Origin of the sequence: Rheinheimera sp. (assembly GCF_037442345.1) — a bacterium.
In the GTDB taxonomy this organism is placed as follows: Bacteria; Pseudomonadota; Gammaproteobacteria; order Enterobacterales; family Alteromonadaceae; genus Pararheinheimera.
On sequence record NZ_JBBIQL010000011.1, the window covers coordinates 16480 to 28294 of the forward strand.

General features: G+C 53.7%; 14 protein-coding genes. 6 read left to right on the forward strand and 8 right to left on the reverse strand.

Annotated elements, in window-relative coordinates:
• Positions 1-10 precede the first annotated feature (10 nt).
• From WKJ04_RS08100 to WKJ04_RS08130, 7 genes are all read right to left on the reverse strand, one after another.
• Complete coding sequence (locus tag WKJ04_RS08100) at positions 11-433, reverse strand: DUF3010 family protein (protein WP_337841763.1); 423 nt, start codon at positions 431-433, stop codon at positions 11-13.
• 117 nt (positions 434-550) lie between these two features.
• A complete protein-coding gene (locus tag WKJ04_RS08105; RefSeq protein ID WP_337879966.1) occupies positions 551-676 on the reverse strand; it encodes a hypothetical protein in 126 nt (41 codons plus the stop codon).
• A 74-nt stretch (positions 677-750) separates the two neighbouring features.
• Complete coding sequence (locus tag WKJ04_RS08110) at positions 751-1260, reverse strand: hypothetical protein (RefSeq protein ID WP_337879967.1); 510 nt, start codon at positions 1258-1260, stop codon at positions 751-753.
• 106 nt (positions 1261-1366) lie between these two features.
• Positions 1367-2251 carry a LysR substrate-binding domain-containing protein gene (locus tag WKJ04_RS08115; protein ID WP_337841760.1) on the reverse strand — a complete coding sequence of 295 codons (885 nt, stop codon included), beginning with the start codon at positions 2249-2251 and terminating at the stop codon, positions 1367-1369.
• 143 nt (positions 2252-2394) lie between these two features.
• Complete coding sequence (locus tag WKJ04_RS08120; RefSeq protein ID WP_337879968.1) at positions 2395-2934, reverse strand: acireductone dioxygenase; 540 nt, start codon at positions 2932-2934, stop codon at positions 2395-2397.
• The gene (gene mtnC, locus WKJ04_RS08125; RefSeq protein ID WP_337879969.1) at positions 2931-3620 is read right to left on the reverse strand and encodes an acireductone synthase; all 690 of its coding nucleotides are present in this window, start codon (positions 3618-3620) and stop codon (positions 2931-2933) included. Before mtnC ends, WKJ04_RS08120 begins: the two co-directional genes overlap by 4 nt.
• 10 nt (positions 3621-3630) lie before the next feature.
• Positions 3631-4269, reverse strand: coding sequence for a methylthioribulose 1-phosphate dehydratase (locus WKJ04_RS08130; RefSeq protein ID WP_337879970.1), 639 nt, complete (start codon positions 4267-4269; stop codon positions 3631-3633).
• Positions 4270-4423: 154 nt separating this feature from the next.
• On the opposite strand from WKJ04_RS08130, the gene WKJ04_RS08135 reads away from it, so the two are divergent.
• From WKJ04_RS08135 to WKJ04_RS08160, 6 genes are all read left to right on the forward strand, one after another.
• Positions 4424-5575 carry a methionine aminotransferase gene (locus WKJ04_RS08135; protein ID WP_337879971.1) on the forward strand — a complete coding sequence of 384 codons (1152 nt, stop codon included), beginning with the start codon at positions 4424-4426 and terminating at the stop codon, positions 5573-5575.
• Entirely contained in the window at positions 5557-6345 is a 789-nt protein-coding gene (locus WKJ04_RS08140; RefSeq protein WP_337879972.1) for an amidohydrolase, read from the forward strand. Before WKJ04_RS08135 ends, WKJ04_RS08140 begins: the two co-directional genes overlap by 19 nt.
• Positions 6338-7528 (forward strand): MFS transporter, encoded by a 1191-nt coding sequence (locus WKJ04_RS08145; protein WP_337879973.1) that lies wholly within the window; start codon positions 6338-6340, stop codon positions 7526-7528. The genes WKJ04_RS08140 and WKJ04_RS08145 overlap by 8 nt, the downstream gene beginning before the upstream one ends.
• A 101-nt stretch (positions 7529-7629) precedes the next feature.
• Positions 7630-8052, forward strand: a complete 423-nt coding sequence (locus tag WKJ04_RS08150; protein ID WP_337879974.1) for a cytidine deaminase — start codon at positions 7630-7632, stop codon at positions 8050-8052.
• Between the two features lie 11 nt (positions 8053-8063).
• Positions 8064-9377 (forward strand): thymidine phosphorylase, encoded by a 1314-nt coding sequence (gene deoA, locus WKJ04_RS08155; RefSeq protein WP_337879975.1) that lies wholly within the window; start codon positions 8064-8066, stop codon positions 9375-9377.
• Between the two features lie 253 nt (positions 9378-9630).
• Positions 9631-10506: a hypothetical protein gene (locus WKJ04_RS08160; RefSeq protein WP_337879976.1), complete on the forward strand. Its 876-nt coding sequence runs from the start codon at positions 9631-9633 to the stop codon at positions 10504-10506.
• Here WKJ04_RS08160 and WKJ04_RS08165 read toward each other — a convergent pair whose 3' ends face one another.
• Positions 10507-11802, reverse strand: coding sequence for an NAD(P)/FAD-dependent oxidoreductase (locus tag WKJ04_RS08165; protein ID WP_337879977.1), 1296 nt, complete (start codon positions 11800-11802; stop codon positions 10507-10509).
• Positions 11803-11815 lie beyond the last annotated feature (13 nt).

Below are 11815 nucleotides of genomic sequence, written 5' to 3' on the forward strand. Positions count from 1 at the left end.
GTACAGCGGTTTATTTCGCCAGAAAGGCGTACGCGCTGATAAAAGCCGGTTCCTGAAAACCTTTCAGGCCGGTTTCTTTAAAGTCGATCGGCACCGGGTGACGGCTCAGGCTTTCTTTAATGGCACCAGAAGACAGGATCACGGTTTCCACACTTGGGATCAGCTGCAATGCCGCTTCAATTTTAAAGCCAATAGCACTGCCGGCAAATTTGCCTTTTTGCGGCCGTTCTCTAATTACAAAATGACTGATACGGTAATCTTCGGCCAGTTTGGCCAGTGCAAACTGAAACTTGCGGATTTGCTCCGGGTCCTGATCATTGACCAGCTGCAGTCTGTTGCTGCGGCAATCCGGCAGCTCAAACAAACCCTGGTTGCTGGCCATCAGGCATAAAATCGCTTCGTTGCTTTTAATTTCCACACCGCATACGCGCATTCGATTGATCTCGTTCAGCTGACAATGGGGCTTATTATGACAGGAAATGGCGGTGGTTCCGAAAGAAAAAAGCGGGTGCACCCCAACAGGGACAGGCACACCCGCATTGATGGACTGTTAGCCCAAAAACTCTTCGTCATCCAAATCCCATTGGCTGACATTGATTTGCTGGTAAAAGGACCAGTGTTGCAGTAACCAGCTCAGCCAGGCACTGCCAGTTTGAGATTTCTGTTCAACATGCATAGCTCTGCTCCTTTAAAAGGCCGGCTGCCCCCGCAGCCGGCTTTATCCTGTCACGTCAGTGTGACAGGTTTTTGTCAGTTTGCGGCTGTCAGCACTGGTGCCACTGCAGCTTTCAGCTTTTGCTGTAACAGTGACAGATTGTACTGGCCATACTCTGTTGAGCTTAAGGATTGCGCCTGCTCAAAGTCTTCCAGCGCCGCCACAGGGTCTTGCATCAGTAAACGGGTGACGCCACGGTTACTGAATGCCAGAGCGCGCATTTCGCGTTTGTTACTGGAGGTTTCACCTTCCAGACGACGGGCGGTGACAATGGCCTGGCTACAGGCTTTTTCCGCCAGTGCGAACTGAGACAGTTGAGTGTGGGCTACACACAAGCTGATTTGTTTGCTGAACAGGTCAGTCGCGCTGTTGTTCAGTTCGATAACGGCCTGCTGATACTGGCCTGCTTTGATCGCATCCGCAGCCGGTCCGTTTTCAGGTAATGCCATTTTAAATGGACCAGTGGCGGCGGTGGCGACGAAGGTACTTCCGGCCAACAGCCCCAAGGCTACCAATTTGCCAAAGTTGAAGGTTGTCGCTTTCATCTGAGTTCTCCACTGTAAGTTTCTGCAGCACCCGCTGCATTTGTACTTTAGAGTTTTGGCTCAGATCTGACAAAGGATATAAATCACGCTGATGGATTAACAAAATTCAGCTGTGCAAACGGAAACTGCTCAAGATCCATTCCACCAGCTGCTGGATCTCGGGTTTGTTGGTTTCAGATTCATGCTGCACCAGATAGTACTTATCCCGGCTTTGCAGTTCCTCGCTGAACAGCCGTTTCAGGCTGCCGCTGGCAAACCAGCTGTGGCTGATAGGCCAGGGGATCAGTGCAATACCCAGACCTTGCTGGCTGGCGCGGGCCACGCTGAACATACTGTCCAGCTGGATCACCTGTTTAGGTGAAAACTGTTCAATACCGACCTGATCGGCCCAATGATGCCAGGCCCAGGGCCGGGCCTGATGCACCAGCAGCGGGGCTTTTTGCAACGCATCAAAACCCAGTGGCAACAATTGCTGGTACAGGCTGGGGTTACAGGCCGGAATATAACTGATGGGAAACAGCTCGTAGCTGACATGATCAACCGGTTTGGCACTGGCCAACAGTATTTGCAGATCGGTGTACTTGGGTGAATCCTGCCGTGATTTAATGGTTTCCACCGTCAGGTTGATGTCCGGGTGCTGCTCTGACCAACCGACCAGCTTGGGTACAAAAAACTCACTGGCAAAAAACTCTGGCATGGAAATACTGAGTTCTGTCGGCGGTTTCTGTGACGCAAAATGCCGCAGGGTTTGTTCCAGGTCGCGCATGATGGGTAACAACGCCTGATAAAAAGCTTTGCCCTGATTCGACAATTCGATGGCGCGGGTCTGACGGATAAATAACTCAAAACCCAGTTCGGTCTCCAGTTGTTTGATCTGATGACTGACCGCTGAAGGGGTCAGATACAGCTGACGCGCTGTTTCTTTAAAACTTAAACAGTCGGCGGCAACACAAAAACAGCGTAAACCACGTAATGAACTATGAATGGCCATGACAGGAACCTGAAACTAATCTGCTTACAAGGGTAGCAAAAAAGAAACCATAATTTAAGATTATGATTTAATTGCGAAATATTTATGAATTTTCATGCCAGTGAGTCGCTGTGTTGCAGGCTTGCACCGCAACGGTGCAAGCCTTAGTCCAGCAGCGGAAACTGCTCCGCAATGGGGCTGCCGCTGAACTGAGCCACCCAGCCTGTGGGGTCGGTAAAGAGGCGAATGGCGGTAAAACAAGGGGCTGAACCCATATCAAACCAGTGCAGGGTGCCAGCCGGCACGCTGATTAAATCCCCTTGGGTGCACAGCAGTTGCAGCACTTGCCCCTGGATATGGAAACAAAACAGGCCCTGACCACGCACAAAAAACCGCACTTCATCTTCTTGGTGGCTATGTTCGGCCAGAAATTTTTGCCGCAGCGTTGCTTTGTCCGGATGATCGGCATGCAGACTGACGACGTCGGCGGTTTGATAACCGGCTTCAAGTTTCAACTGGGTAATTTGGCTCTGATAGCAGGCGAGGATTTGTTCTGCTGTTGCCTCATCCGGCAACGCGGAAACCGGCCACTGCCGGAAGCTCAGTCCAAAACCGGCGAGCTTGTCAGCAATGGCAACGGGGTTGTCTGATTGCCAGAGTGACTGAGTCGCATTCTGCGCTGAATACAAGGTCAGTTGGCTCATAGTGCTTCCAATAGCTGATTGACCTGAATGAAATCTGTTGCTTGTGGCTGCAGCTCACTGTACTGGCCGTCGCGCAGCAATTGAATGCAGTGCCAGCCAGCGGCCTGAGCGGCCAGAATTTCATCCGGATGGTCAGATAAAAACAGGATCTCGGTTGCTGGGAGTGCCAATTGCGCGGCAATGGCCCGGTAGGAGCTGCTGTCCTTTTTTGCTCCTATATGCGTATCAAAATGGCCCAGAAACAAGCCGCTGATATCACCTTCGACGCTGTGACTGAACAACAGACGCTGTGCTGCCACAGAACCGGAGCTGTATACATAAAGCCCTATGCCCTGGCGATACCAGCCTGTTAATGCAGGCAGCACATCAGGGTATAAGTGGCCTTTGAGTGTTCCGTTCTGATAACCGCTGGCCCAGACTAAGCCTTGTAACTCTTTTAACGGCGTCATTTTCTGATCGGTCTGGATCCACTGCAGCAAAATGGCAATCAGCTGTGCAGTGTCCGCCTCAGGTTGATTGATCAGCTGGCGGATGTGCTGCAACTGGGCTGCAACATCCGGCCTGTACTGATGTTGGTGGATAAAGTCGGGTAACGCAGCTGCAGCATAAGGAAACAGCACCTGGCTGACAAACTGAATCTCTGTGGTCGTGCCTTCGATATCGGTCACTATAGCGCGAATGGACATAAAAACTCCGTCAGACCAAACCGCCGATTTTAATGCGTTCCAGCTCGCAGGCAATCAGAAACTCCCAGGCTTCCAGATGGCGTTTGCTTTGGTCCAGGCTGTCACCCCAGACATAGAGGCCATGGCCCCGCACCAAAAAGGCATAGGGCAAAGACTGCGAGGTTGCCAGCCGGGTGACTTCAGCCGCCAGCGCCGGAATGTCCTGGCTGTTTTCCAGCACGGGTAACAGCAAAGCCTGTTGGTGACTCATGGTCCCCTGAATGGCTTTTTGCATTTCGTAGCCATCAAAGCAATAGTGTGGCTGCAGGACAACACGCGAAAAAACGGTCGCCTGCACTGAGTGGGTATGCAACACCGCTTTGGCATCCGGGTACAGTTGATACAAAGCACAGTGCAAAGCGGTTTCTGCCGAGGGGTTGCCCTGGCAACTGAAACCAGCCTCATCAAAATTCACCTGCAGCAAATCGGCCGGGCTGAGTTCACCTTTGTCTTTGCCAGAGGCTGTGACCAGGCAGCTTTGGGCTGAGCTGCGGATGGAAAAATTGCCCCCTGTGGCAGGCACCCATTGCCGCTGTGCTACCCAGCGGCCAGTGGCACACAGCTGAATGGCATAAGGGTTTAACTGATGGACCTGAGCCAGGCTATTCATCTTTGCCTCTTGATGTGTAGACGTCTAAACGTGAGAATGCCCAAATGATAGCACCGGTGATGAGCCCAGGCCAGCGCTGACAGCCGCAAAAACTTTGCCTTTGGCCCGACAGGCAGCGCACAATACTGTTATTCGCTGCCACCACTGAATTGAAATGAAGTTACAGAGCAAACTCCCTTCGGTCGGAACCACCATTTTCAGCCAGATGTCGCAACTGGCGACTGAGCATCAGGCCATTAACCTGTCGCAGGGTTTTCCGGATTTTCCTTGTGACCCTTTGTTGCCTGAATTGGTGTTTCAGGCCAGTCAGCGAGGGCTGAACCAGTACGCCCCTATGCCTGGAGTGCTGGCACTGCGCGAGCAAATTGCGGCGCTGACACAGCGTTGTTATAGCCGGGTTGTCTGTCCGGAGCGGCAGATCACTGTGACCAGTGGCGCCACTGAAGCTTTGTTTGTGGCTGTTCAGGCGCTGGTTCGCAGTGGCGATGAAGTGATCCTGTTTGACCCGGCGTACGACAGCTATCAGCCCGCAGTAGAGCTGGCGGGGGGGCGCACCGTGCATATTCCGTTGCAACCGCCTATGTACCGGGTGGACTGGCAGGCCGTGGAACGCCAAATCAGCAACAAAACCCGGCTCATTATGGTGAACAGCCCGCATAACCCCACAGGTATGGTGTTCAGCCGGGAAGACTGGCTGGCGTTGGAGGCGCTGGTGGTAAAACACCGGCTGTTTTGTATCAGTGACGAAGTGTACGAACACATGGTGTTTGACGGGCAGGCTCGCCACAGTGCCAACCAGTTTGCTCAACTGGCCGAACGCACTGTGGTGGTATCCTCATTCGGTAAAACTTTCCATGTCACTGGCTGGAAGCTGGGTTATGCGGTGGCTCCTGTCGAGCTGAGTGTGGAGTTTCGTAAGATCCACCAGTACGTGACTTTTTCCAGCTTTACACCGGCGCAGCAGGCTATTGCCGAGCTGATGCAGAAAAAGCCGGAGCTGGTGACTCAGCTGGCAGATTTTTATCAGCAAAAACGCGATTATTTCCGCACATTGTTGCAGTCTTCCGGATTCAGGCTCTTGCCTTGTCAGGGCACCTATTTTCAGCTGGCCGATTACAGTGCACTGAGTGCTTTGGATGATGTCAGTTTCTGCCGGCAACTGACGGCGGACTACAAAGTGGCCGCTATTCCGTTGTCGGTGTTTTACCGGTTGCCACCCCAGCAACAGGTGATCCGGTTTTGTTTTGCCAAAGAGCAGCAGACGCTGCAGCAGGCTGCGGAGCAATTATGTCGCGTATCAAATTAGCCATAGTGCAAAGCCCGTTGGTCTGGCAGCAGCCTGAAGCCAACTGCCAGCAATTGGCCGAACACATGGACAGTGCTGCCGGGGCCGATCTTTATGTATTGCCGGAAATGTTTACTACTGGCTTCAGTATGAACGCAGAGCAGATTGCTGAACCGATGCACGGGCCGACGACCCGTTGGTTGTTACAACAAAGTGCTTTGCGTAATGCCGCTGTCTGCGGTTCTGTGGCCATCCGGGCCGCAGGTGGCGTGGTAAACCGGCTGTTGTTCGCCACGCCAGACGGCCAGCTGCAGTATTACGACAAGCGGCATTTGTTCCGCATGGGCAATGAACATCAGCATTATCAGGCTGGTACGCAGCGGGTGGTGGTGGAGTACCTGGGCTGGCGCTTCTGTCTGCAGGTCTGTTACGACCTGCGCTTTCCGGTGTTCGCCCGCAACCGTCAGGATTATGATGCCCTGATTTATGTCGCGAACTGGCCAGCGTCAAGACGTCAGGTCTGGCGCACTTTACTGCAGGCCAGGGCGCTGGAGAATCAGGTGGCGGTTATTGGTTGCAACCGTATTGGCAGTGACGACAATGGTCTGGAGTACAGCGGTGATTCCCTGGTGGTGGATCATCTGGGTGTCCTTCTGGCGGATGGGGCTGACGGTCGGGATGCTGTACTGCAGGCCGAGCTTGATCTGAGTATACAACAGCAGTTTCAGCAGAAGTTTCCGGCTTATCTGGACGCCGATGCTTTTAGTCTGAGTGGGGTCTTTGATGGATAACCAATACCGGAACCAGGTGACAGTGCTGGTCTACCTGAGCTTTATGCTGCTGGGGTTGATGGGTATTTTATGGGGCATACTGCTGCCTGACATGATGCAGCAGCTGAATATGTCTGCAGCGGCCAGCGGTTTATTTTTTGCTGTGTTGTCACTGGGTTCCATCAGTGGCGCCTTTTTAGGCGGCAAGTACATTCAGAAATTTGACTTTGTGCCTTTGTTTGCAGTGCTGATGCTGGTGTTGGTGCTGTTGCTTGGCCTGGCCTCGCTGCAGACTTACTGGCCAGTCTTGTTGGGTTTTGTCTATTTCCTGGCTTTGGCCTGTTCCGGCCTCTTTACCATAGGCCATACCCTGATCGCCCGGCTCTATGTGACTAAACGCGCCAAAATGATGGGCCTGATGGACTTTATGTTCAGCCTGGGCACCTTGCTGGCACCGCTCTATGTTGTAGCGTTGTACTGGCTGCAGGAGGACTGGCGCTGGCCGTTGCGCATTCTGGCACTTTGCCTGTTTTTCACTGCCTGCTTTGCCTGGTATCTGGGGCGCACGCACGAAAGCCCACCCCATATGGCGCACAGTAAAGGCAGTTTGTCGTACCGTCAGGTGCTGAAACAGCCGGTGTTTTTTGCGCTGGCGCTGATGATGTTTGGTTATGGCGCTGTGGAGTGGGGCCATGGCAACTGGTTTGTCACTTATGCCAGCCAGGGGCTGGGTTACAGCACCGAAGACGCCCGGCTGACCATCGCCTTTTTTACCGGTGGCATGGTGTTAAGCCGGTTAGGGTTTTACCTGTTTTTGCGTTGGTTCAGCAGCGCACAGTTGTTGGTGATACTGGGCACCTGTGCTTTGTGCGGCGCTTTGCTGGTGAAACTGGCCGATCTGCCTGTGTTATTGAAGCTGGGCAACTTTGCCTTAGGGTTGGGCTTAGGGGCTATCTTCCCGCTGATGCTGACGGCTGCAATGGATTTGGACAGCGACAATGGCCCCGTGTTGTCCGGCCTGGCCAATATGGGGGGCTCTATCGGTTATCAGGCCGCCGCTTTGGGCACAGGTTTAGTGGCGGAACAGGTCGGCATTGCGCTGGCGTATTGGTTAATCCCGACACTGGCACTCTGGCTGTTCTGCACTCTGGCTTATTTCAGCTACTTGTTGCATAAAAAGCAGGCAGAACGTGCTTTGCATTAACTTTTTTGCTGCATTTACTGGCCGGATGGCCGTTTTGCTCTTGATTTGAAGCGGATTTAGCGCGATAAACTCAGTCCGTCTACTGACTGAGACTTTGGACAATGAGTCATGACATTCCTTGGGCAGAACTGGCCCGCCTGGCCCAACAGGCTTCAGAGCACGCCTATGCACCCTACAGCAAGTTTCCGGTTGGCGTGGCTGTGTTAGCCGCCTCCGGCAAACTTTATAGCGGATGCAATGTTGAAAATGCTTCTTATGGTGGCACCACTTGTGCTGAACGCAATGCGATAGCCGCGGCCGTGGTGGCCGGAGAACGCCGTTTTCTGGCCTTAATGGTGTACACACCACAAACTCAGCTGACTCCGCCTTGTGGGATCTGCCGCCAGGTGATTGCCGAATTTTATGCGCCGGACAGTCCGGTGCGCAGCTGCAATCATTTGGGGCAGCAACAGGAATGGCGACTGGATGAGTTACTGCCTTCTGCATTTACACCCACTTACCTGGCTAACAGCAATAAAATTTAACCGGAGCGCTTGTGTACTTACCTCAGGAAATCATTAAACAAAAACGTAACGGTGGTGCGCTGACGGCCGACGCTATTGAACAGTTTGTCGGCGGCCTGACGGATCAGAGTTTCAGCGAAGGGCAAATTGCCGCACTGGCTATGGCCATCTATTTAAATGGCATGCAGACCGAAGAAACGGTGGCGTTAACCCGGGCGATGCGTGACTCGGGCGCAGTGCTGAACTGGTCTGGCTTAAATGGCCCTGTGGTGGACAAGCACAGCACGGGTGGTGTCGGTGACAAAGTCAGTCTGATGCTGGCACCTATGGTGGCCGCCTGCGGTGCTTATGTGCCAATGATTGCAGGCCGGGGGCTGGGCCATACCGGTGGCACCATCGACAAGCTGGAAGCCATTCCGGGTTACCAGACGCAACAAAGTCTGGAATCCATTCAGCAATTGGTGCGCCAAAATGGCGCTGTGATTGTGTCGCAAAGTGCCGAGCTGGCACCAGCGGACCGGCGTCTGTATTTAATCCGCGATGTGACGGCGACCGTAGAATCCATCCCACTGATCACGGCATCCATTTTGTCGAAAAAACTGGCGGCCGGCCTGCAGTACCTGACGATGGATGTGAAAATTGGCTCGGGCGCCATTATGAAAAATGTCGCTGATGCGTCTGCTTTGGCCCGCAGCATTGTGAACACTGCCAAAGGCGCTGGGGTGCCGACCCAGGCCCTGCTGACTGATATGAACCAGACGCTGGGCACCAGTGCCGGCAATGCACTGGAAGTGATGGAAACGCTGGACTACCTGACCGGCAACTACCGGGAGCCAAGGTTGCATCAGGTGACGCTGGCGCTGGGCGCCAGCATGTTGCAACTGGCTGGTTTGTACCCGGATAAAACCAGCGCCGTGGCGGCACTGGAACACAGCTTAACGTCAGGCAAAGCGGCGGAGCTGTTCAGTAAGATGGTGGCTGCTCAGGGTGGACCGGCGGATTTAGTGGAAAAACCAGCACAGTACCTGGCCCCAGCCAAAGTGGTGCTGGACATTACCGCACCTGCATCTGGGTATCTGGCGGGTGCAGACACCACAGCCATCGGCATGGCCGTGGTGCGTTTGGGCGGAGGTCGCGCACATCCGGCTCAGGTGATTAATCCTGCCGTTGGGTTCAGTGATGTACAACCTCTCGGTGGCAAATTCAGCCCTGGTCAGTTGCTGGCTCGGGTGCATGCCGACAGCCAGGAGCAAGCTGACAAAGCCAAAGCTGAGTATCTGGCGGCTTTGAACTGGTCCGATACGTCACCGGCTATCGATCCATTGGTGCACCGGGTGATTGATTAAAAAGTCGTCTGTTGGTCGCAAATTTGGATGCGACCAACTGCCTTGTTGCTCAAAAAGCCTTTTGTTACTGTAGCTGCGGTATATACCCAAGCGCCCAGAGACTCCCCTTCGGGCGGGGTTAAAAGCGCTTTGTGTTGCAGTAACTGTTGTCGCTTGAGAAGCATTAAAGTGACACAGCTGCCTTGCCAGAAGAACTTTTATCTCCCGCTGAATTCTGCATCTACAAGTCACTTGGGTATAAAAGGAGGCATGGATGAAGAAATTCGGGTTGTTGTGGTTGATGTTGGCAGGCTCTGTGCCAGCTTATGCGCAACCTGTGATGGTTTGGTACAACAGCCATTGGCCGCCATTTCGGATCGCGGAAGGGCCCAAAGCCGGGCAGGGGCGTTACGATGTGCTGATGCAGCAGCTGATGCAGGCTTTACCTCAGTATCAGCATCAGGTCCGGCAAATTCACCTGGCCCGGATTACCAGGGTGTCAGCCTCTACCAAAGAAAGTCACTGCACTTTTGGTCTGCGTTACACCGCAGAACGTGCCAGCCGTAGCTTGTTCTCTGAACCCGCCGCACTGATCACCAATCTGGAAATCAATTTTACTGAAGCTAACTCCAAGGCTCAGCGATTCTTGTCGGCTGTTCAGGCAGTGGATATGGCGCAGTTGAGTCATCAGCCAGAGTTATTGGGTTTATTGGAAGCGGACAGGGCTTACCCTAAGCTCATTTCAAACCATCTGAACCAGGAAGGCAGCAATCTGGGCAGCAGTTCAATGTCGACATTGAATCCGGCGCAATTGCTGGAGGTTGGACGGGTCGACTATGTGGTGGATTATCCCAACCGGCTGGCTTTTTTTGCCAAAGAAGCGGGGTTGGAGTTGCCTCTGGTGTCCCGTGCTATCGAAGGGCTGGAACCGCTGTCTTATGGCTATGTCAGCTGCACCAAAAGTGTGGAGGGGCAGCAGTGGATTGCCGACATCAATAAAGCATTGTCCGGATTAAAATTGCAACCGGGCTACCGGCAAGCCATGCTGCTGTGGGCGACAGAGCCGGAAAAACAACTGTTATTGCAGCATTATTCCGAGTTCAGCCTGCAGCGGCAAATCCGGCCGGAGCAGGCTGAAACCCGTGAATAACTAATGAAGTTTCAGCCGCGGCCTGATGATTTTATTGATTTTACCAATCACTGAGATCATCAGGGTGCGCCACCAGCCATGCAACGCCATCTGGTGCATACGGTACAACGAGATGTAGGCCATGCGGGCAATTCGGCCTTCAATCATCATGGCCCCGCCGACCAGATTGCCCATCAGGCTGCCGACAGTGCCAAAACGGCTCAGCGAAATCAGTGAGCCATGATCCTTGTAGATATAAGGCGTCTGTGCTTTGCCCGCCAGCACCGCCAGCAGATTACGGGCGACGTGGCTGGCCATCTGGTGGGCGGACTGAGCCCGTGGCGGTACCCATTTATTGTCCGGCAGCGGGCAGCCGGCACAATCCCCAATCACATAAATCTGGCTGTCGATGGTGCTTTGTAAGGTTGGCAGCACCATCAGCTGATTAATGCGGTTGGTTTCCAGACCATCCAGCTCTTTCAGGAAGTCCGGTGCTTTGATGCCGGCAGCCCAGACCATCAACTCAGCATGCAGTTGTTCGTCACCCAGAGTCAGGCCATCTTCAGTAGCCGCCGTCACTTTGGTATTGACCCGTACTTCCACCCCCAGTTTCAGCAATTCTTTATGGGCGGCGGCCGCAATGCGTTCCGGTAAGGCGGGCAGAATTCGGGGGCCTGCTTCAATCACCGAAATTTTCAGCCGGTCGCGTTTTACGTCATCAAAACCATAAGAGTTCAGTTCAGCCGCTGCATGGTGCAGTTCGGCGGCCAGCTCCACCCCTGTGGCACCGGCACCTACTATCGCGATGTTCAGGTTTTCCTTTGGGTGTAACGGCGAATTCAGTTTCAGATAGGCTTCCAACAAGCGACGATGGAAACGGTTGGCCTGGGTTGGGCTGTCCAGGAAAATGCAGTGCTCCTGCACGCCAGGGGTGTTGAAATGATTGGAGATACTGCCAATCGCCAATACCAGGTAATCGTATTTCAGCCGGCGGGATTCCAGCACCAGGTCGCCATTTTCATCTTGAATAGGGGCCAGAATGACTTCGCGTCCGGCGCGGTCCAGCCCTGTCATGGTGCCAAGCTGAAACTCAAAGCCATGGGCTTTGGCATGGGCTCTGTAGGTCACCTGGTCAATATCAACATCCAGGGTGCCTGTGGCCACTTCGTGCAATAAAGGTTTCCAGATATGGGTTGGGTTACGGTCTATCAGAGTCACCCGGGCTTTGTGGTGGCGGCCCAGCTTATTGCCCAGCCGGGTTGCCAGTTCCAGCCCACCGGCGCCACCGCCGACCACCAGAATATGTGGAGTAGTCATTGTTTCTCTCATC

Excerpts from the sequence above, each read along its gene's own strand:
- WKJ04_RS08150 (WP_337879974.1), top strand. The coding sequence starts at position 7,630 with ATGAGTCATGACATTCCTTGGGCAGAACTGGCCCGCCTGGCCCAACAG.
- WKJ04_RS08145 (WP_337879973.1), top strand. The coding sequence starts at position 6,338 with ATGGATAACCAATACCGGAACCAGGTGACAGTGCTGGTCTACCTGAGC.
- WKJ04_RS08120 (WP_337879968.1), bottom strand. The coding sequence starts at position 2,934 with ATGAGCCAACTGACCTTGTATTCAGCGCAGAATGCGACTCAGTCACTC.
- WKJ04_RS08100 (WP_337841763.1), bottom strand. The coding sequence starts at position 433 with ATGCGCGTATGCGGTGTGGAAATTAAAAGCAACGAAGCGATTTTATGC.
- WKJ04_RS08105 (WP_337879966.1), bottom strand. The coding sequence starts at position 676 with ATGCATGTTGAACAGAAATCTCAAACTGGCAGTGCCTGGCTGAGCTGG.
- WKJ04_RS08160 (WP_337879976.1), top strand. The coding sequence starts at position 9,631 with ATGAAGAAATTCGGGTTGTTGTGGTTGATGTTGGCAGGCTCTGTGCCA.
- WKJ04_RS08165 (WP_337879977.1), bottom strand. The coding sequence starts at position 11,802 with ATGACTACTCCACATATTCTGGTGGTCGGCGGTGGCGCCGGTGGGCTG.
- WKJ04_RS08130 (WP_337879970.1), bottom strand. The coding sequence starts at position 4,269 with ATGAATAGCCTGGCTCAGGTCCATCAGTTAAACCCTTATGCCATTCAG.
- WKJ04_RS08140 (WP_337879972.1), top strand. The coding sequence starts at position 5,557 with ATGTCGCGTATCAAATTAGCCATAGTGCAAAGCCCGTTGGTCTGGCAG.
- WKJ04_RS08115 (WP_337841760.1), bottom strand. The coding sequence starts at position 2,251 with ATGGCCATTCATAGTTCATTACGTGGTTTACGCTGTTTTTGTGTTGCC.
- WKJ04_RS08135 (WP_337879971.1), top strand. The coding sequence starts at position 4,424 with ATGAAGTTACAGAGCAAACTCCCTTCGGTCGGAACCACCATTTTCAGC.
- WKJ04_RS08110 (WP_337879967.1), bottom strand. The coding sequence starts at position 1,260 with ATGAAAGCGACAACCTTCAACTTTGGCAAATTGGTAGCCTTGGGGCTG.
- mtnC (WP_337879969.1), bottom strand. The coding sequence starts at position 3,620 with ATGTCCATTCGCGCTATAGTGACCGATATCGAAGGCACGACCACAGAG.